We start from the raw sequence: 19,632 nt of genomic DNA, 5'->3' as shown, positions 1-19,632 counted from the left end.
TGCATCATGCGCACATTCCCCTTGATGAAGCGAGCCGCCATGCAACGATCTTCCCTTCTCCCCACCGCCCTGCTGAGCCTGGCATTCAGCACCAGCCCCGCCCAGGCCGCCAATGCCGAACTCGCACCAGCCCCCGCCTTCAGCTGGCTGGCCAGCTGGACGGCCAGCCCGCAAGCCGTGTGGGGCAGCGACTTTGTGCTTCCCGCCAACGTGCCCGCCGTGCTGCACGAACAAACCGTGCGCCAGGTGGCGCGCCTCAGCGTGGGCGGCCCGCGCGTGCGCATCGTGCTATCGAATGCGTATGACAAAGTGCCGCTGCGCATCGGTGCGGCCAGCGTAGCCCTGGCGGCGAACGGCTCGGCCATCGAAGCGGGCAGCCTGCGCACGCTGACCTTTGCCGGCCAGCCGGCGGCCACCATGGCACCGGGCGCGCCGCTCGTCAGCGACCCTGTCGACCTGGCCGTGCCGGACCTGGCCCGGCTGACGGTGAGCGTGCACCTGCCGCAAGCCAGTCCCGTCGCCACGTTTCACTGGGATGGCCGCGAAACGGCGTGGATCGCGCCGCATGACCAGACGCGGGCCGCGCGCATTGACGAGGCGCAAACGGGCGTGCAGACCACCACGGCGCGCCTCTTGCTCAGCGCCATCGAAGTGGCAGCGGCGCCGGCGGCGCAAGCCGTGGCCATCCTCGGCGATTCGATCACCGATGGCGCCAGCGCCAGCCTGGGGATGGATGCGCGCTGGCCCGATTTCCTGGCCGAACGCCTGGCGCCGCACGGCGTGGCCGTGCTCAATGCGGGCATTTCCGGTGCGCGGCTGTTGTCCGATGGCATGGGAGCCAATGCCCTGGCCCGCTTCGAGCGCGACGTGCTGGCGCAGCCTGGCGTGCGCACGGTGGTCGTCTTGATCGGCATCAATGACATCAGCTGGCCCGGCACGGCGTTTGCGCCACGGGAACAGCGTCCCACCCTGGAGGAATTAACGGCCGGCTACGCCCAGCTAGTCGCCCAGGCGCGCAGCCGCGGCGTGCGCGTGGTCGGCGCCACTGTGACGCCGTTCGAAGGCGCCCTGCCCGGCACGCCATTGAGCGACTATTATCAAAAGGAAAAAGATGCGCTGCGCCAGCAACTGAACGCGTGGATACGCGCCAGCGGCCTGTTTGACGCCGTGCTCGACTTCGACGCCTGGGCGCGCGACCCGGCATATCCGCTACGCCTGCTGCCCGCCTACGATTCGGGCGACCATTTGCACCCGGGCGACGCGGGCAACCGGGCGCTGGCGGAAAGAATCGACCTGACGCTACTGTTTAACAGTAAAGATCAGTCGCCGAGGCCCGCGTACAAAGCCGTGCTCAAGTAGCGCTCGCCGAACGACGGGATGATGGTGACGATGGTCTTGCCCGCGTTTTCTGGACGGCGCGCCACTTGCAGGGCGGCCCACAGGGCGGCGCCCGACGAAATGCCGACCAGCAAGCCTTCATCGCTGGCGGCCAGGCGCGCCGTGGCGAACGCGTCGTCGTTCTTGACGCAGATGATTTCGTCGTAGATGGCCGTGTTCAAAATCTGCGGCACAAAACCGGCGCCGATGCCCTGGATCGGGTGCGGCCCCTTGGTGCCTTTCGACAGCATCGGCGACGCTTCCGGTTCCACGGCGATCACTTGCAGGCCGGGCTTGCGCTCCTTCAGCACTTCGCCGATGCCGGTGATCGTGCCGCCCGTGCCCACGCCAGCGACGACGATGTCCACTTGCCCATCCGTATCGCGCCAGATTTCCTCGGCCGTCGTGGCGCGGTGGATGGCGGGATTGGCGGGATTATTGAATTGCTGCAACATCAAATAGCGCGGGTCGGCCGCCACCAGCTCTTCGGCCTTGCGGATGGCGCCCAGCATGCCTTCGCTGCCCGGTGTGAGCACCAGCTCGGCGCCGTAGGCGCGCAGCAGGATGCGCCGTTCGCGGCTCATGGTGTCAGGCATGACGAGGGTGCAGCGGTAGCCGCGCGCGGCGCAGACCATGGCCAGCGCAATGCCCGTGTTGCCGCTGGTGGGCTCGACGATGACGGTATCGGGATGGATCTTGCCGGCCGCTTCCGCGGCGACGATCATGGACAGGCCGATGCGGTCCTTGACGCTGTGGGCGGGATTGTAGAATTCGAGTTTGGCCAGGATGGTGGCCACACTGCCGGCGGCGATGCGGTTGATGCGCACCAGGGGGGTGTTGCCGATCAGTTCAGTGACGTCGTTGGCGATGTTCATGGGAGTCTCCACAGCAATTACAGAAGAAACCAGTCTACCGCTTTTTCACGGCAGCGCACGTGGTGCGCTGCCGAAACTGAACAATTACTTCACGTCCAGCAGTTCCACGTCGAAGATCAGTGCCGAGTTCGGCGGAATGTCGCCATTGCCGGCGCCGCGCGGACCGTAAGCCAGTTCGCCAGGAATGATCAGGGTGCGCTTGCCGCCCACTTTCATGCCCGCCACGCCCTGGTCCCAGCCCTTGATGACCATGCCCTTGCCCAGCGGGAAGTCGAACGGGCCACGGCCCACGGAGCTGTCGAACTTCTTGCCGCGCGAATCTTTCGCCAGCGGACGGTACAGCCAGCCCGTGTAGTGCACGACCACGGTATTGCCGGCGGACGCTTCCTTGCCCGTGCCGACCTTGTTGTCGATCAAGATCAATTTATCGGCGACAGGGCCGGGGCTCAGCGATACGGCCGAGGCGGGAACAGGCGCTGGCGCCTGTGCCTGCGCCAGCGACGCGGCGACGGAGCAGATCAGGGCAAACAAAACGGAGCTACGCGTCATGATGTATTCTTTCAGTGAGTTTCGGTGAGATCTCTGCCAATGCAAGAGGCAGGGAACGCCAATCATAGCAAACCGCCGCAACGATAGGAAAAACTTGTCGCCCGATACCCATAGCCCCCGCCTGTTTTACGCGCTGTGGCCCGATGCGGCCACGCGCGCGGCCCTGGCCGCCTGGCAGGCGTTGCTGGACGGCAAGCCCGTGCGCCCGGAAAAGCTGCACCTGACCCTGGCCTTCCTGGGCCAGCGCCCGGCCGGCGAGCTGCCGGCCCTGCTGGCTATCCTGGAACAATTGCCGGCGCGCCCCATGCCCCTGCTGTTCGACCACGCCAGCCACTTTAGCAAGCTGGCGCTGGCCTGGGCCGCCCTGGCGCAACCGTCGCCGGCCTTGCTGGACTTGCGCGCGGCCTGCATGCATGCGCTGGCGCAACAGGGGCTGGCGCCGCGCTTCGAGCACGACCGTTTTACGCCGCACGTGACCCTGGCGCGCCAGGCGCCGCCGCCGGCCAGCCAGGACTTCGCGCCCATCGCCTGGCAGGCGGACGAGCTGGTGCTGGTGGAATCGCTGAAAAGCAGCGGCGACTACCGCATTCTGGCCAGCCGCAAACTGACTTAAGCGGCGTGGCTTAGGCGGCGTCCGGCACTGGCATTGGCGCTGGCACTTCAGCAACTTTGTCCTGGCGCAAGCTTTTCAGTGCATGGGCGGCCGCCACCATGCCGAAGCTGGCCGTCACCACCACGCTGGAGCCGAAGCCGGCGCAATTGAGGCCCGTGACGCCGGCAGGCGCGCTGCCATCGATGGCGCACGCTTCCGCGCTCTCTGGCGTGCTCAGCGGTTCCATGGAAAACACGGCGTCGACATTGAATTTGTTTTTGATGCCACGCGGAAAGCCATATTCGGTGCGCAACAGTTTGCGCACGCGCTTGAGCAGCGGTTCCTGCTCCGTCTTCGACAGGTCGCGCACGGCGATCAGGGTCGGGTCCGTCTGCCCGCCCGCGCTGCCGATGGTCAGCATCGGAATGTTGCGCGCGCGGCAATACGCAATCACGGCCGCTTTCGCCTTGGCATTGTCGATGGCGTCGACCAGGTAATCGAAATCGCGCCCGCCCAGCAACTGCTCCAGGTTATCGGGAGTAATAAAATCCTCGATCTGCGTGACCTGGCACAAGGGGTTGATCAATTCGATGCGTTCGGCCAGGGCCGTGATCTTGGCCTTGCCGATGGTGTCGCTCATGGCCTGGATCTGGCGATTGATGTTCGATTCGGCAACATTGTCGAGGTCGATCAGGGTCAGGCGGCCGATGGCGCTGCGCGCCAGCGCTTCGACGATCCAGGAACCGACGCCGCCCACGCCGATCACGCACACGTGGGCGGCGCGGAAGCGGGCCAAAGCGGGCGCGCCGTACAGGCGGGCAATGCCGCCGAAACGCCGCTCAAAATCGATCTCGGTCAAGTCCATGGAAATTAGTTCATTGGTGGAGGTATGCATGGCGCCATTTTAACGGACACTGCGCTGGCGGATATTCTAAAATAGCCGGATTGACACAGCGACAAGGCCAGACTGTCGCCGCGCCCCCACACCGCCCACCACGAGAACTCGCCATGACCACTCCCCTGTTCGACTCCGTTCCCGGCTTTGACCAGCCCATCGCCGTGCTCAAGCATTGCCACGACAAGATCCGCAAGCAGCTGAGCACGCTGCAAAACCTGCTGGCCCACCTGGCGCAGCACGGCAACACGGCGGATGCGCAGCAGGCGGCCAAGGCGGTGTTGCAATATTTCAATAAAGCCGCCCATCTGCACCATGACGATGAAGAGCAGGATCTGATGCCCATGCTGCAAGCCACCGCCACGGGCGAGGACGCCGCCCTGCTGGTGACGCTGGTGCCGGAAATCCTCGCCGACCACCAGCGCATGGACCAGGCCTGGCTGACCCTGCGCCCGGAACTCGATGCCATCGCGGCCGGCACGGGCGTGCAGCTGTCGGCCCATGGCGTGCGCGACTATGTGGCCGCCTACCAGGCCCACATGAGCAAGGAAGAGGGCCAACTGGCGCCGATGGCCAAGCGCCTGTTCAGCGCGCAGCAGATGGAGCAGCTGGGCACGGCCATGCAGCGCCGCCGCGGCATCGCGCCCGATGCAGCGGAAGCCCCCGTGCAGGCAGACCCGGCCGCCGTGCTGGCAGCCATGCGCACCGATTACGTCCAGTCCAGCCTGAGCGAAACGGATGTGCTGGCCGATCCCGTCGCCCAGTTCCAGAAATGGTTTGCCGAGGCCGTCAACGCGCAGGTGATGGAGCCGAACGCCATGGACCTGGCCACCGTCAGTGCGGACGGCAAACCCAGCTCGCGCATCGTGCTGATCAAGCAATTCGACGAACGGGGCTTTACCTGGTACACGAATTACAACAGCGACAAAGGCCGGCAGCTGGAACACAACCCGCACGCCGCCCTGCTGTTCTTCTGGCGCGAGCTGGAGCGGCAAGTGCGCATCGAGGGCACGGTGGTGAAAACCACGGCGGCCGAGAGCGACGAGTATTTCAATGTGCGCCCCCTGCAAAGCCGGCTGTCCGCCATTGCCTCGCAGCAAAGCGCGCCCATCGCCGACCGTGCCGCGCTGGAAAGCCATTACGAGGCCGTGGCCGCCGCCGTCGGCGACGCGCGGCCGCCGCGCCCTGCCCACTGGGGCGGCTACCGTTTGCAACCGGAACGCATCGAATTCTGGCAGGGACGCCGTTCGCGCTTCCACGACCGCATCGTGTTTACACGCGGTGCTGACGGGCAATGGAGCATGCAACGCTTGCAACCATAAGCAGGACAGTCAAGGCGGCGCAAAGCAAGCTGTGCAATATCAGTGTAGGCTATGAGGGTAGAAGTTACTAAATGACATTGTTTCTCAATTTGCGGCCGCAGCCTGGGCCGCATCATTGGAGGCCATTTTGTTTGTACAAAACCAACTCAAGTCCTGGATTGCCGGCATCCGCAGCAAGACCGCCTTGCCGCTGCGCATAGAATTATGGAACGGCCAGCACGTTGACCTGTCCAGCGAAGCGCCGCGCGTCACCATCCGCCTGCCGACTGTCGCCTCGGCCCGCTATCTGCTGAACCCCTCGCTGGCCAACCTCGGTTCGGCCTATGTGGAAGGCAATATCGAGGTCAAGGGGACGGCGATGGACATGATTTCCATCTGCAATGCCTTGGCGCGCAACACCTTGAAACCGGAAGGCAAGCTGGCCCGCATCGTGCGCAGCTTTACGCACGACAAGAGCAAGGATGCCGAAGCCATCCGCTACCATTACGACGTGTCGAATGCCTTCTACGAGCAATTTCTCGACCCCGCCCTCGTGTATTCCTGCGCCTATTTCGAACACGGCGATGAAACCCTGGCACAGGCGCAAGTCAAGAAGATCGACCATATCCTGAAGAAAATCCAGCTGCAGCCGGGCCAGACCCTGCTCGACATCGGCTGCGGCTGGGGCGCCCTCGTTATTCGTGCCGCGCAGCAATATGGCGCCCGCTGCGTGGGCGTGACCCTGTCGGAAAACCAGTACGCGCTGGCGCGCGAGCGCGTGGCGGCGGCCGGCCTGGCCCACCTGATCGATATCCGCCTGCAGGACTACCGCGATGTGACGGGCCAGTTCGACCGCATCACCAGCGTGGGCATGTTCGAGCACGTGGGCCTCAAGCATTTACCCGAGTACTTTTCCATCGTCAACAAGCTGCTGGCGCCGGACGGCATGGCGATGAACCACGGCATCACCTCCACCGACCCGGAGAATGGCGAAACGCCGTACGGGGGCGGCGAATTCATCGAAAAATATGTGTTTCCGCACGGCGAACTAGCGCACATCGGTAATGTCCTGAACACCATGCAGCAAGGGGGGCTGGAAGTGCTGGACGTGGAAAACCTGCGGCGCCACTATGCGCGCACCTGCGCCCTGTGGACGGAAAATTTCGAAGCCCATGCCGAACAGATTCGTCCGCTGGCGGGCGAGCGGCGCTTCCGCATCTGGCATGTCTACCTGGCCGGCTGCGCCTATGCCTTCGAGCAAGATTTGATCAGCCTGTACCAGATCGTCTGCGTCAAGGCGGGCCGGCGCTCTTCCACGCTGCCCTGGTCGCGCAACTACATGTATGCGCAGGAGAATACGCAGGAAACAAGGCCGGCGCCCGTGCTCACGCCCTGACAGGCGCGCGGAGCGTTTACTTCAGGCGCCCCGCATACATGGCGCGGAATTTCTCCACCTTGGGCGCGACGACCAGGGCGCAATAGCCCTGCAAGGGATGCTGTTCCACATAATTCTGGTGGTAATCCTCGGCCCGGTAAAAGACTTGCGCCGACGCAAGTTGCGTGACGATCGGCGCATCCCATACGCCGGCCATCTCGGCCAGCACCTTGCGCGCCACTGTTTCCTGTTCGGCCGACTGGTAATAGATGACGGAACGGTATTGCGTGCCGACATCGTTCCCCTGGCGATTCAGGGTGGTGGGATCGTGCAGCGTAAAAAAGATTTCCAGCAAGTCGTGATAGCTGATGACGGCCGGATCGAATTCCAGGCGCACCACTTCCGCGTGGCCCGTGTCGCCCGTGCAAATCTGCTCATACGTGGGATCGGGCACACTGCCCCCCGTGTAGCCGGACTCGACGCGCGTCACGCCGCGCACTTCCCCGTACACGGCGGCCAGGCACCAGAAACAGCCACCGCCCAGTACCGCCACTTCCGTCTGTTGATTCATGATGTCCTCCCGCAACGCTACTGCGACTTATCATTTCACCACTGTAACGCAAAGCCCCATGGCCTGCAGCGCCGCTTGAAACGGTGCGTAGCGCACCGCACATAGGGCCAGGCCGACCACGATTGCGCTGGCGCCGCCGATTTTTGGCATAATGTCAGCAAATAGACAGGTCACCCATGAACACACGCTCTCCCCGCGCGCCCGCGCAAGAATTCGATACGACACATTTCCGGCAGGCACTGTCGCAGTTTGCCACGGGCGTGACGGTCATCACGACGCGCCTGGCCGACGGCAGTTTCCGCGGCTTGACGGCCAGTTCCTTCAATTCCGTTTCGCTGTCGCCGCCTCTGGTGCTGTGGAGCCTCGGTTCCGTGGCGAACAGCATGCCCATCTTCAGCGGCAACTCGCATTACGTCATCAACGTGCTGGGCGCCGACCAGGCGGAACTGGCGACGCGCTTTTCGCGCCGCACGCCAAATCCCTTCGACGACGTCGAGTACGAACTGTCGCGCACAGGCCAGCCCATCCTGAAAGGCGCGTCGGCCTGGTTCGAATGCCACAACCGCAGCCGCTATCCGGAAGGCGACCACGTCATTTTCGTGGGCGAAGTGGAACAATGCGCGTTTGCCGCGCAAGCGCCCTTGATCTTCCACAATGGAAAGTTCAATACACCGCAAGCCTGAGCCGCGGCACAAAAAAAAAATCCGCCGAGGCGGATTTTTTTGCATTACAGGGTGAAGTTATACCCGATGCTGATGCTCACGGCGAGCGGATCGAGCTTGATGTCCTGCGTCTGCCCCGTCGAGAATTTCGCCTTGGTCTTCAGGAAGGTCTTGACCACGGCCACGTCGGCAAACCAGCGCTCGTTGAGGGCCAGGGTGCTGCCGACCACCAGGCTGCCTGCCAGCTTGTTGTCCATGCGGTAGGTAACGGGCGATCCACCCGGATCCAGCAAGGCCGTCATCTGGCCCGAGCCTTTTTCCTTCTGGAAATAGGCATACGTCAAGCCTGCGCCCACGTATGGACGGATCATTGCATTGGGCTGGAAGAAACGGTACTGGATGAAGGCCGTCGGCGGCAAGGCTTCCGCCGTGCCCAGCTTGCCCGTGCCCTTGATGGAACCATCGCCGATCAAGTCATGCTTGTACGGCACGCCCAGGATCATTTCAGCGGAAATATTGTCCGTGATCATGTAGGCAAAGGTCAGGATGGGCTTGGTATCCGCCTTGACATCGGCCTTCGTGCCCGGCAGTGCCGGTGCGGAAATGTCGCCACTGTCCACGTGCGGCGTGATCTTGTTGAGGCCAGCCTTGGCCATCCAGGTGCCTGCGCTTTGCGCCGAAGCGCCCGTCGCCATGGCCATCGCGGCAGCCGCGGCCAGCACGCGTACGGCGGTATTCAAACGATTCTTCATCTTGTCTCCTGATTCAGTATGTGCGGAGTGTTCCGCTTTCGAGTCTTGTCGCTGCCGGCACCGGCCTCGCCTCGCAGGCACAGCCGGTGCGGCCATCCCTTACAGCCAGCCCCGCACGACCATGTCCTTGGCCACATAACGGGCCAGCAACAGGTTGTTGAACGGCGTAGGATGCACGTCGTCGGCATACGAGTAGTGGCTGACGTCGCCTGCCTTCAGGTTCGTGCCATTGCACACGAGCGAGCTGCCCAGGAGATTGCCTGGCGCGTTCAGGTCGCACGCCGTTTCCGTGACGTTGGTCAAGCCGTACGGGCCAGGATTGACGCCCTGGTCATGGCTGACGGCAAACACGTCGACCAGCAAGACTTTCGCATTGCCATTCAGGCCGCCGCTCAGTTCGCCGTTGAAGGCGCTGACCATGGCATTGATGAGTGCCTTGGTATTGGCATCCTTGCCCAAGCCCGATGGCGTACCGGCCACGTCAGGCAGATTGTTGACCACCACATAATTGGCGCCCTTGGCGATGATCTGGTCCTTGACCAGCGCCACCAGCTCAGTACCCGCTTGTTTCATGGCGGCAATCAGCAATGGCCCTTGGGCCGCAGCGTAGTCGGCGCCGGCCTTGGCGCCGGCAGCATTGCCGGTAACCGTCGCATCGGCTTGCGCCTTGGTAACCAGCGGGCCATACACGGTGGGCGAGGCAACGGCCGTATTGCCAGCGATGACAGCAGCTTGCACGGCGGCACCGACGATGGTCGCCGACGTGGCGCCAGGCGCCGCGCTGGCCGTCTGGATAGCGGCGCCGATGGAGGCGGCGGCCGTGGTGGGATTGGGCGCGCCGGCGGCCAGGGCCAGGGTCAGGTTGGTGGCAAAAGCCTTGGCGCCCGCATCGGCGCCCGCCTTCGTGCCGGCCGCCGTCGCGCCGGCCTGCAATGCACCGAGCTGGTACAGCACGTCGTTACCGCCGGCCATCACGAAGACGGCTTCCGTGCCGCTGAACTTGCCGCCGGAGACTGCCAGGTGGTTCGCGATCTGCGTCACCACGGGCACGGTCAGGGCGCCCAGCGTACCGCCTGCCAATTTATTGTTCGGGCCGACGGGGTTGGTCACGCGCGAACCGCCCATGGCGTAGCCGAAGCAGCCGGCATGCTTGACGCGCGGCACGGACAAGCCCTTCGCCGCATCGCCCTCCAGACCGGTCTCGGCGGCGCATGGCGCGGCCAGGCCGAATTGCGCGGCCAGGTGCTCGGTCCAGTTCTTGCCCGTCAGTTCAGGATTGATCTTGGTATTGTCGCCATTGATGGTGAACTTGCCGCCACCGAGCTTGGCCACGGTGCCCACGGCATACGAACCGACGTCGGACAGGCTGTCGCCGAACGACACCTGCGCCGTGTATTTGACTTTCAAGGCTTGATCACCGCCACTGGCGCCGCCGCAACCTGCCAGGACAGCCGCAGCCAGCACGGCCAACGCGAATTTTGTTTGATGCATTTTGTCTCCTCGGTCTTTTTTCTGGTTTCTAAACGAACGGACGTGCTATTCGCTACCCAACTAATATGCCATCGTTCCTCGGGCTTGCATAGAAAATATGTTTTAAAAATCAACGAAATAACAACACCGACAGCGCCCTGTCACGACCGGACGATCCGCTGAATTATGGAGGATTTAATATGGTTCGTGGCAAGCATCTCTATTGCGCTGCATCAAGAAAAAGCCCCTTGCGGGGCTTTTTAGGATGCGGATAGAAATTGCTGCAAGATGCCACTCGAGCCGAAGGCGGCGCGCCGCAAACGGTCGTTGATGCCCAGCCACGCGGGGCCGGTGGGCGGTGCTTCGACGAGTATCAGCTCGGCGCCGACCTGGTCCATCGTGCGCAGCGAGGCATACAGCGCATGTGCGTAATTTTCCGGGTTGGCCGCCAGGCGCACGCTGGCGCTGGCCGGCGGCAGATCCGAGTAGTGGATCAGGGCCACGCGGCGTCCGTCGTTGAGCAGGCGGTTCAAGGTGGCGCGCACGTCGTCGCTGTGCTGCATCGCAACAGGCGTATGTGGCGCGTAGTGCGATTCCAGCGTGCCCGAGGCGCGCGGCGCGGCCGCGTCGGCAACAGCCGGCGCGCGGCCGATGACGGCGGCGATCTGTTCGCTGCTGATATGGCCGGGACGCAACAGCACGGGACCGTGCGTGGCCAGGCGCGACAGGTCGACGATGGTCGACTCGATGCCCACGTCGCTCTGGCCGCCATCGAGGACCAGGCCCAGCAAGCCGCTACCCAGTTCTGCCGCGAATTCATCGCGCACGTGCTGCGCCGTGGTGGGGCTGACGTTGCCGAACTTGTTCGCCGACGGCGCCGCCAGGCCGCCTTTGCCGCCCTTGAAAGTGCGTAGCAATGCGATAGCCACCGGATGCGACGGGCAGCGCAAGCCCACCGTATCCTGGCCGCCGGAAACGGCGTCGGGAATATGCGCGGCGCGCTTGACGATCAGGGTCAGCGGACCGGGCCAGAAAGCGGCCACCAGCTGCCGTGCTTCCTCGGGGATGTCGTCGGACCAGTGCCCCAGGTCGGCGCCAGGCGCCACGTGCACGATCACGGGGTGGTCCGAAGGCCGCCCCTTGGCTTCGTAAATGCGCGCCACGGCGACCGGGTTTTCCGCATCGGCGCCCAGGCCATACACCGTTTCCGTCGGGAAAGCGACGAGGCCGCCCCCTTCCAGCACGGCGGCGGCCGCCGCCAGGTCGTGTGCGGGCACGCTCACGGCGCGATTCCCAGGATCAGGCAAGCGTCGCGCAGGCGCTGCTGCGCCTGCGGCAACGTTGCCGCGATGAAGGTCAGGTGGCCCATCTTGCGGCCACGGCGCGGATCGTCCTTGCCGTACAGGTGCAAACAGGCGCCCGGCAAGGCCAGGATGCGGTCCCAGGCAGGTTCGCAGGCAACATCGCTGCCGTCGGCAAACCAGGCGTCGCCAAGGATGTTGAGCATCACGGCCGGCGAATGCTGGCGCACGTCGCCCAGCGGCAGGCGCGCCATGGCCCGCACTTGCTGCGCGAACTGGCTGGTGACGCAGGCATCCATCGTGTAGTGGCCGCTGTTGTGCGGACGCGGCGCCATTTCATTGACCACCAGGCTGCCATCTTCAAGAACAAAAAATTCGATGCACAGCACGCCGACATAGCCGAGTTCGGCAACCATCGCCTGCGCCGCCTGCTGCGCCCTGGCGGCGCAATCGTCGGACACGTTCGGGCCCGGCACCGTGGTAGTAAACAACACGCCGTCGCGGTGCACGTTTTCGGCGATCGGATACACGACCGATTCGCCGTCCACGCCGCGCGCCGTCAGCACCGACACTTCATACGCCAGCGGCAGCATCTTTTCCAGCAGGCAAGTTACATCGCCCATTTCCGCGAACGCGGCGCGCACGTCGTCGCGCGTGCGCACGCGGAACTGGCCCTTGCCGTCATAGCCCATGCGCACGGTTTTCAAGATGCCTGGCAGCAAGTCGTCGGCGATGCCGTCGATATCGTCCTGCGTGGCGATCACCATGTGCGGCGCCGGCAGCACGCCGGACTTGGGCGCGCAGTCGACAAAGAAACGCTTTTCCGCGATGCGGTCTTGCGCCACCGACACGCCATGGGCGTTGGGCGCCACGAACACGCGTTCGGCCAGGCGCGACAGGCTGCCGGCCGGCACGTTCTCGAATTCGGTGGTGACGGCCAGGCATTGCGCCGCCAGGGCGTCGAGCCCGGCTACATCGCTGTAGCCGGCATTCACCAGGCGCTGCGCCACCTGCCCCGCAGGGCAGGCGTCGGACGGTTCCAGTACGGCAACCTGGTAGCCCATGCTCTGGGCGGCCTGGGCAAACATGCGGCCGAGCTGGCCGCCGCCCATCACGCCCAGCCACGCCGGTGGGTTGGCGGCGGGCAGCAATGGGGAAGTCGATTTACTATTCATTATTTTTCAAACACATTATTCAGGCAAGACCATGGCCTTGGCGGCGGCCGTTTGCGTCACGCGGAACGCTTCCAGCCGCTCGGCCAGGGCGTCGTCATTGGCGGCAAGCATCGCCACCGCCGTCAGCGCCGCATTCGCCGCGCCCGCTTCGCCGATGGCGAAGGTGGCCACCGGCACGCCCTTGGGCATTTGCAGGATGGACAGCATGGAATCTTCGCCGCGCAGGTATTTCGATGGCACGGGCACGCCCAGCACGGGCACGATGGTCATCGCCGCCACCATGCCAGGCAGGTGGGCGGCGCCGCCGGCGCCGGCGATGATGGCGCGCAAGCCGCGCGCGCGCGCGCTTTTCGCGTACGCATACATCTCGTCGGGCATGCGGTGCGCGGAAATGACTTGCGCTTCGTATGGCACGCCAAACTGTTTCAGCATGGCAACAGCGTTCTGCATCACGTCCCAGTCCGAAGACGAACCCATGATGACGCCGACCAGCGGCTTATTCTGCTCGCTCATCTCAGGCCTTCAGCTTCTCGCCCGTCAGGCGTTCGATGGCTTCGAAGTACTTGGCCTGGGTTTTTTCGATGACGTCGGCCGGCAGCGCTGGCGCCGGTGCGGTCTTACCCCAGGTCAATGTTTCCAGGTAGTCGCGCACGAATTGCTTGTCGAACGATGGCGGCGAGATGCCAGGCTGATACGAATCGGCAGGCCAGAAGCGCGACGAGTCGGCCGTCAGCACTTCATCCATCAGATGCATGACGCCATTGTCGTCCAGGCCGAATTCGAACTTGGTGTCGGCGATGATGATGCCGCGCGTGGCAGCGTACTCGGCGGCCGTCTTGTACAGCGCGATGGCGACGTCGCGCATCTTGGCGGCCAGGTCGGCACCGATACGCTCTTCCATTTCAGCAAAGCTGATGTTTTCGTCATGTTCGCCCAGCTCGGCCTTGGCCGCCGGTGTAAAAATCGGTTCCGGCAGCTTTTCTGCCTGTTGCAGGCCCGCTGGCAGCTTGATGCCGCAGATGCTGCCCGTGTCCTGGTAATCTTTCCAGCCCGAACCGATGATGTAGCCGCGCACGACCGCCTCGACCATGATGGGTTTCAAGCGCTTGGCCACGACGGCGCGGCCCTTGACTTGCTCCACTTCCTCGGGCGCCACCACGGATTCCGGCGCCACGCCGGTCAGGTGGTTCGGCACGATGTGGCCCAGTTTCTCGAACCAGAAGTCGCTCATCTGGTTGAGAACCTTGCCCTTGCCGGGGATAGGCTCGTTCATGACGACATCGAAGGCCGACAGGCGGTCCGTGGTGACGATCAGGATCTTGTCGTCGCCGACGGCGTAGTTGTCGCGGACCTTGCCGTGGCCCAGCAATGGCAGGGAGTGGATGGAAGTCTGATAGAGGCTGTTCATAGCGGGGGAATAGTTGGATGAAACGAAACCGGCAGGCAGGGAAGGCGCCCGCCGGTCGAGAAAATCGGGCACGGAGCATTGCTTCCGGCCCGTTCCAGACAGAATTTTACTTCACAATTTGCGACAGCTCGCCGGCCTTGTAGCGCTCGGCCATTTTTTCCATCGTGATGACCTTGATTTTCGACGCCTGGCCTTCGCAGCCGAAAGCCTGCATGCGCGCGCGCACGATTTGCTCGGCGGCGGTGCGGGCTGGCTTCAGGAAGTCGCGCGGGTCGAATTTCGACGGGTTTTCAAACAGATACTTGCGGATCGCGGCCGTCATCGCCAGGCGGATATCGGTATCGATGTTGATCTTGCGCACACCGTGACGGATGCCTTCCTGGATTTCTTCGACTGGCACGCCGTAGGTTTCCTTCATGTCGCCGCCGAATTCGCGGATGATGGCCAGCAATTCCTGCGGCACCGACGAGGAACCGTGCATCACCAGGTGGGTGTTCGGGATGCGCGCGTGGATTTCCTTGATGCGGTCGATGGCCAGGATGTCGCCCGTCGGCTTGCGCGTGAACTTGTAGGCGCCGTGCGAGGTGCCGATGGCGATCGCCAGGGCGTCGCACTGGGTGCGCTGCACGAAATCGGCCGCTTGTGCCACGTCCGTCAGCAGTTGCTCGCGGGTCATGGTGCCGTCAGCGCCGTGGCCGTCTTCCTTGTCGCCCTTCATGGTTTCCAGCGAACCGAGCACGCCCAGTTCCGCTTCCACCGTCACGCCGATGGCGTGCGAGAATTTCACCACTTCACGCGACACTTCCACGTTGTATTCGTAGGAAGCGACCGACTTGCCGTCCGCTTCCAGCGAACCGTCCATCATCACGGAAGTAAAACCCGAGCGGATGGCGGCCATGCAGACGGCCGGCGACTGGCCGTGATCCTGGTGCATGACGACGGGAATGTGCGGATACGCTTCGACGGCGGCGTCGATCAGGTGGCGCAGGAACGCTTCACCGGCGTACTTGCGCGCGCCAGCGGACGCCTGCATGATCACCGGGCTGTTGAGCGCATCGGCGGCAGCCATGATGGCTTGCACTTGCTCCAGGTTGTTGACGTTGAAAGCAGGAATGCCATAACCGTTTTCGGCGGCATGGTCCAGCAGTTGACGCATGGATACGAGAGACATGGTAATACTCCAGAGAACAATAGAAACCGTTGCGGCGCTTCGCGGTTCATGACCGCGGCGGCGCCTGAATTCTTACGTTTAGTCGAATTCGCCTACTTTGACAATTTTCAAGGCATTCGTGCCGCCCACCTGGCCCATCGGCTCGCCCCAGGTGACGACGATCATGTCACCCTTTTTGACGATGCCCTGCGCCACCAGCAGCTCTTCCGCCTGCTTCAGCACTTGCGCGCTGGGGGCGTTCTGCATCAGATGATACGCCCGAACATTGCGGTACAGCGTGGCTTTGCGCAAAGTCGTCACGCTTGGCGTGAGCGCGTAGATCGGCGTATCGATACTGTGGCGGCTCATCCACAAAGCGGTGGAACCGGATTCCGTCAGCGCCACGATGGCTTTGACGCGCAGGTGATGCGCCGTAAACAGCGCGCCATAGGCGATCGACTGGTCGATGCGGGTAAACGTAACGTTGAGGAAGTCGGCGTCGAGCTTGTTGTATTCGGACTGTTCCGCTTCCACGCAGATGGCGGCCATCATTTCCACCGTCTCGATCGGGTACTTGCCCGAGGCCGTTTCGGCCGACGTCATGACGGCGTCCGTGCCGTCGAGCACGGCATTCGCCACGTCGGACACTTCCGCGCGGGTAGGCACGGCGTTGACGATCATCGATTCCATCATCTGCGTTGCCGTAATAGCAAGTTTGTTCGACGCGCGCGCCATCTTGATCATGCGTTTCTGCAAGGCCGGCACGGCCGCATTGCCCACCTCGACCGCCAGGTCGCCGCGCGCCACCATGATGCCGTCGGACGCGTCGAGGATTTCTTGCAGCGCGGGAATGGCTTCCGCGCGCTCGATCTTGGCGATCATCATCGGCTTGTGGTGGTACGGTTCGCCGGCGATATTGGCCAGCTGGCGCGCCATTTCCATGTCCGTCGCGCATTTCGGGAAGGAAATGGCCAGATAGTCGGCCTGGAAACTCATGGCCGTCTTGATATCTTCCATATCCTTGGCCGTCAGCGCGGGCGCGGACAGGCCGCCGCCCTGGCGGTTGATGCCTTTATTGTTCGACAACTCGCCGCCAATCTTGACGGTGGTGTGGATTTCGCTGCCTTGGATGCGCTCGACGATCAGCACGATGAGGCCGTCATTCAGCAGCAGCACGTCGCCCTTGTGCAAGTCGCGCGGCAGGGCCTTGTAGTCGAGGCCGACCCGCTCCTGGTTGCCCAGTTCACCGTTTTCGCCCCACTTGGCGTCGAGGATGAAGCGCTCGCCCGCTTCCAGCTCGATGCGCGTGTTTTCAAACTTGCCGACGCGAATCTTCGGCCCTTGCATGTCGGCCATGATGGCCACTTCGCGGCCGCACTCAGCGGCCGCCAGGCGTACCAGCGCCGCGCGGTCGATATGGTCTTGCGCCTTGCCATGGGAAAAATTCAAGCGCACCACGTCGACGCCCGCACGTATCATTTTGACCAGGATATCGAAGTCGGTGGAGGCGGGACCGATTGTTGCTACGATTTTTGTACCGCGTGGCATAGGATTCCTTGTGCGCGAGCGAAGGTGATCAAGGCCGGCTCGATGCTGCATCCGGCAAGGTAAAAGCGCAGCGGTCAGGCTGCGCTTGGTGGCACTACAGTCAGGCTGGATCAGCCTGCGCGTTGCATCAGGATCTCTACGGCGGGCAAAGTCTTGCCTTCCAGGAACTCCAGGAAAGCGCCGCCGCCCGTCGAGATATAGCTGATTTGATCGGTAATGTCGTATTTGGCAATCGCCGCCAGGGTGTCGCCACCGCCGGCGATGGAGAACGCTTTCGATTCGGCAATGGCCAGGGCCAGGGTCTTGGTGCCGTTGCCGAACTGGTCGAACTCGAACACGCCGACCGGGCCGTTCCACACGATGGTGCCGGCGGCGGCGATCTGCTGCGCCAGCAGGGCGGCCGTTTTCGGGCCGATATCGAGGATCATGTCGTCGTCCGCCACGTCGGCCACGTCCTTGACAGTGGCGGCAGCCGTCGGCGAAAACTCCTTGGCGCACACGACGTCGACGGGAATCGGCACTTGCGCGCCGCGCTTGGCCATGATCTCGATGATGGCTTTCGCTTCCTCGACGAGTTCCGCTTCCACCAGCGACTTGCCGACGTTCAAGCCGACGGCCTTCATGAAGGTGTTGGCGATGCCGCCGCCGACGATCAGGTTATCGACCTTGTCGGACAGGGCTTTCAGGATGGTCAGCTTGCTCGATACCTTCGAACCGGCGACGATGGCCAGCAGCGGGCGGGCTGGCGCGTGCAAGGCTTTCCCCAGCGCATCGAGTTCGGCGGCCAGCAGCGGACCGGCGCAAGCGACGGGCGCGAACTTGGCGATGCCGTGCGTGGACGCCTCGGCGCGGTGGGCCGTGCCGAACGCGTCATTGACGTAGATATCGCACAATTTGGCCATTTTTTGCGCCAGCTCATCGCTGTTTTTCTTTTCGCCCTTGTTGACGCGCACGTTTTCCAGCAGGACGACCTGGCCGGCGGCCAGGTTTTCCAGGCCGGCGCCATCGACCCAGTCTTGTTTCAGTGCAACTTCCTGGCCCAGCAGTTCGGACAGGCGGGCCGCCACGGGCGCCAGGCTGTCGGCTGGCTTGAACTCGCCTTCCGTCGGACGGCCCAGGTGCGACGTCACCATGACGGCGGCGCCAGCGTCGAGGGCGGCACGGATGGCCGGCACCGAGGCGCGGATGCGCGTGTCTTCGGTGATCTTGCCACTGTCATCTTGCGGGACGTTCAGGTCGGCGCGGATAAACACGCGCTTGCCTTGCAGTGCATTTTGGGCGATCAAATCTTGCAGACGGATGAAGTTGAGAACAGCTGACATGGCGATCCAGATGACGAGTGGAAGGAAGTGCGCTATTTTACCGCAATGCCCAGAGCAAATCCCCGATTTGTCCTGCTTTACTGAAAAACGTGCAACAGTCGCAAGCCCGTGAAAACCAGCATGCCGAAGACGATGGTTTGCAGCATATTGCGGCGAATCACAAAAAAGAGCGTGGCGGCAATACCGGACAACAGTTTCAAATTGGACAAGTCGAAGTGCACTTGCTGCCCCTCCATCAGCATGTCGGGCGCAATGATGGCCGCCAGCGCGCAGGCCGGCGCATAGCGCAGCATCTCGCCCACGCGGCGCGGAATGGTGATGTGGTGGCCGATCAGCCAGAAGGTGCTGCGCGTGGCGGCCGTGGCCACCACCAGCACGGCGATGGCGATCCACACGTCGGCCCTGCCCCAGTCTATGCCGTCAAACATGGCGTTTTGTCCATTTTTCTGTCAATTCTTCCACGGCCATGGCGCTGACCATGCCCGCCACCACAGCCACCAGCAAGCCCAGCTTATACGGCAGGCTGAAGGCCAGCACGGCCACCGCGCCCGCCACCAGCACGCCGCACAGGGCGGCGCGGCTGAGGATCAGCGGCACCGTCACGCACAGGATCGCCAGCGTGCCCGCAAAACCCAGCCCCCACTCGGCCGGCACGACGGCGCCCAGCACGATGCCGATGAAGGAACCGGTTTGCCAGGCCAGCCAGTTGGGGTAGATCAAGCCTTTCAGGAAAGGCAGCTTGGCCGGGTCCGGCGTTTCATGCGGGTAACGCTGCAGGAACAGGCCCACGGTGATGTCGCCCGCCACATAGCCGAGCGCAAAGCGCTGGCGCCACGGCAGATGCGCGAAATGGGGAGCCAGCAGCACGGAAAAGATAACAAAACGCAAATTGACGACGAGCGCCGTGGCGAAGATCACCCACACGGGCGCTTGCGCGGCCAGCAGGGGCAGGGACGCGAGCTGGGCCGAGCCGGCAAAGACAAACAGGGTCATGGCCCCAGCCTGCGCCACCGTCAGGCCGCTTTTCACCATGGCCACGCCTACCACCATGCCCCAGGCGGCGATGCCCAGCAAGGTGGGCGCCCCCAGGTTCAGGCCGGCGCGCCAGGCGTCTTTCAGCAGGGCATCGTCCTTGTCGGCCAGCACGGCGTTCACGCGGGTGTTCATGCGAGCCCCCGGCAGGCTGGGTGTGGTAACTGCACAACAATGGTGCATGGCGACAAGGGCGGCAACGGTGATACCGGCAAGGCAAATCCAGTCAGTGTGGCGCTGCAGCCGCCATATTTCCGCAAAAAACCGCGCCGCAGCC

At 63.5% G+C, this 19,632-nt stretch carries 20 protein-coding genes; 5 read left to right on the top strand and 15 right to left on the bottom strand.

Translation table 11 applies throughout. The annotated features are described in order from the left end of the window. The first annotated feature begins 39 nt into the window (after positions 1 to 39). Positions 40 to 1,359, top strand: a complete 1,320-nt coding sequence (locus AC07X6_RS00610) for an SGNH/GDSL hydrolase family protein (protein ID WP_494789732.1) — start codon at positions 40 to 42, stop codon at positions 1,357 to 1,359. Here the strand turns inward: AC07X6_RS00610 and cysK are convergent. Both cysK and AC07X6_RS00600 read right to left on the bottom strand, forming a co-directional pair. Further along, complete coding sequence (gene cysK / locus AC07X6_RS00605) at positions 1,320 to 2,252, bottom strand: cysteine synthase A (protein ID WP_230539053.1); 933 nt, start codon at positions 2,250 to 2,252, stop codon at positions 1,320 to 1,322. The two genes, AC07X6_RS00610 and cysK, sit on opposite strands and share 40 nt — an antisense overlap. 84 nt (positions 2,253 to 2,336) lie before the next feature. Beyond that, on the bottom strand, positions 2,337 to 2,801 hold the full coding sequence (locus tag AC07X6_RS00600) for an FKBP-type peptidyl-prolyl cis-trans isomerase (protein WP_230539054.1): 465 nt from the start codon (positions 2,799 to 2,801) through the stop codon (positions 2,337 to 2,339). A gap of 94 nt (positions 2,802 to 2,895) precedes the next feature. Here AC07X6_RS00600 and thpR point away from each other — a divergent pair, with 94 nt between their 5' ends. Continuing rightward, a complete protein-coding gene (thpR, locus tag AC07X6_RS00595; RefSeq protein WP_494789731.1) occupies positions 2,896 to 3,414 on the top strand; it encodes an RNA 2',3'-cyclic phosphodiesterase in 519 nt (172 codons plus the stop codon). A 10-nt stretch (positions 3,415 to 3,424) separates the two neighbouring features. Here the strand turns inward: thpR and AC07X6_RS00590 are convergent, their stop codons facing one another. After that, the gene (locus AC07X6_RS00590) at positions 3,425 to 4,288 is read right to left on the bottom strand and encodes a tRNA threonylcarbamoyladenosine dehydratase (protein ID WP_494789730.1); all 864 of its coding nucleotides are present in this window, start codon (positions 4,286 to 4,288) and stop codon (positions 3,425 to 3,427) included. Positions 4,289 to 4,401: 113 nt separating this feature from the next. Here AC07X6_RS00590 and pdxH point away from each other — a divergent pair, with 113 nt between their 5' ends. Beyond that, positions 4,402 to 5,610 (top strand): pyridoxamine 5'-phosphate oxidase, encoded by a 1,209-nt coding sequence (pdxH, locus tag AC07X6_RS00585; RefSeq protein ID WP_494789729.1) that lies wholly within the window; start codon positions 4,402 to 4,404, stop codon positions 5,608 to 5,610. 127 nt (positions 5,611 to 5,737) lie between these two features. After that, on the top strand, positions 5,738 to 6,985 hold the full coding sequence (locus AC07X6_RS00580) for a class I SAM-dependent methyltransferase (RefSeq protein WP_494789728.1): 1,248 nt from the start codon (positions 5,738 to 5,740) through the stop codon (positions 6,983 to 6,985). 16 nt (positions 6,986 to 7,001) lie between these two features. On the opposite strand, the gene msrA is transcribed toward AC07X6_RS00580, so the two are convergent. After that, a complete protein-coding gene (gene msrA / locus AC07X6_RS00575) occupies positions 7,002 to 7,535 on the bottom strand; it encodes a peptide-methionine (S)-S-oxide reductase MsrA (RefSeq protein WP_230539059.1) in 534 nt (177 codons plus the stop codon). Positions 7,536 to 7,711: 176 nt separating this feature from the next. Between msrA and AC07X6_RS00570 the strand changes: the two genes are divergently transcribed. After that, positions 7,712 to 8,218: a flavin reductase family protein gene (locus AC07X6_RS00570; protein WP_230539060.1), complete on the top strand. Its 507-nt coding sequence runs from the start codon at positions 7,712 to 7,714 to the stop codon at positions 8,216 to 8,218. Positions 8,219 to 8,262: 44 nt separating this feature from the next. Here the strand turns inward: AC07X6_RS00570 and AC07X6_RS00565 are convergent, their stop codons facing one another. The 11 genes from AC07X6_RS00565 to AC07X6_RS00515 form a co-directional block, all read right to left on the bottom strand. After that, positions 8,263 to 8,949 (bottom strand): OmpW/AlkL family protein, encoded by a 687-nt coding sequence (locus AC07X6_RS00565; RefSeq protein WP_230539061.1) that lies wholly within the window; start codon positions 8,947 to 8,949, stop codon positions 8,263 to 8,265. Between the two features lie 99 nt (positions 8,950 to 9,048). Continuing rightward, the gene (locus AC07X6_RS00560) at positions 9,049 to 10,440 is read right to left on the bottom strand and encodes an SGNH/GDSL hydrolase family protein (RefSeq protein ID WP_494789727.1); all 1,392 of its coding nucleotides are present in this window, start codon (positions 10,438 to 10,440) and stop codon (positions 9,049 to 9,051) included. A gap of 239 nt (positions 10,441 to 10,679) precedes the next feature. Further along, positions 10,680 to 11,702, bottom strand: coding sequence for an L-threonylcarbamoyladenylate synthase (locus tag AC07X6_RS00555; protein WP_494789726.1), 1,023 nt, complete (start codon positions 11,700 to 11,702; stop codon positions 10,680 to 10,682). Beyond that, entirely contained in the window at positions 11,699 to 12,895 is a 1,197-nt protein-coding gene (locus AC07X6_RS00550; protein ID WP_494789725.1) for a 5-(carboxyamino)imidazole ribonucleotide synthase, read from the bottom strand. Before AC07X6_RS00550 ends, AC07X6_RS00555 begins: the two co-directional genes overlap by 4 nt. A gap of 15 nt (positions 12,896 to 12,910) precedes the next feature. Further along, the gene (gene purE, locus AC07X6_RS00545; RefSeq protein WP_230539065.1) at positions 12,911 to 13,408 is read right to left on the bottom strand and encodes a 5-(carboxyamino)imidazole ribonucleotide mutase; all 498 of its coding nucleotides are present in this window, start codon (positions 13,406 to 13,408) and stop codon (positions 12,911 to 12,913) included. 1 nt (position 13,409) lies between these two features. After that, entirely contained in the window at positions 13,410 to 14,303 is an 894-nt protein-coding gene (locus tag AC07X6_RS00540) for a phosphoribosylaminoimidazolesuccinocarboxamide synthase (protein WP_436541375.1), read from the bottom strand. Positions 14,304 to 14,409: 106 nt separating this feature from the next. Continuing rightward, the gene (fba, locus tag AC07X6_RS00535) at positions 14,410 to 15,474 is read right to left on the bottom strand and encodes a class II fructose-bisphosphate aldolase (RefSeq protein ID WP_010401625.1); all 1,065 of its coding nucleotides are present in this window, start codon (positions 15,472 to 15,474) and stop codon (positions 14,410 to 14,412) included. Positions 15,475 to 15,552: 78 nt separating this feature from the next. Beyond that, the gene (gene pyk / locus AC07X6_RS00530; protein WP_494789724.1) at positions 15,553 to 17,001 is read right to left on the bottom strand and encodes a pyruvate kinase; all 1,449 of its coding nucleotides are present in this window, start codon (positions 16,999 to 17,001) and stop codon (positions 15,553 to 15,555) included. A gap of 110 nt (positions 17,002 to 17,111) precedes the next feature. After that, positions 17,112 to 18,323, bottom strand: a complete 1,212-nt coding sequence (locus tag AC07X6_RS00525) for a phosphoglycerate kinase (RefSeq protein WP_230539068.1) — start codon at positions 18,321 to 18,323, stop codon at positions 17,112 to 17,114. A gap of 77 nt (positions 18,324 to 18,400) precedes the next feature. Continuing rightward, positions 18,401 to 18,751 (bottom strand): AzlD domain-containing protein, encoded by a 351-nt coding sequence (locus AC07X6_RS00520; RefSeq protein WP_166446440.1) that lies wholly within the window; start codon positions 18,749 to 18,751, stop codon positions 18,401 to 18,403. Continuing rightward, entirely contained in the window at positions 18,744 to 19,490 is a 747-nt protein-coding gene (locus tag AC07X6_RS00515) for an AzlC family ABC transporter permease (protein ID WP_230539070.1), read from the bottom strand. The genes AC07X6_RS00520 and AC07X6_RS00515 overlap by 8 nt, the downstream gene beginning before the upstream one ends. Positions 19,491 to 19,632 lie beyond the last annotated feature (142 nt).

This window comes from Janthinobacterium sp. GW460-12-1-14-LB5 (assembly GCF_059423585.1).
This window is presented reverse-complemented; position numbering and strand designations above follow the sequence as displayed.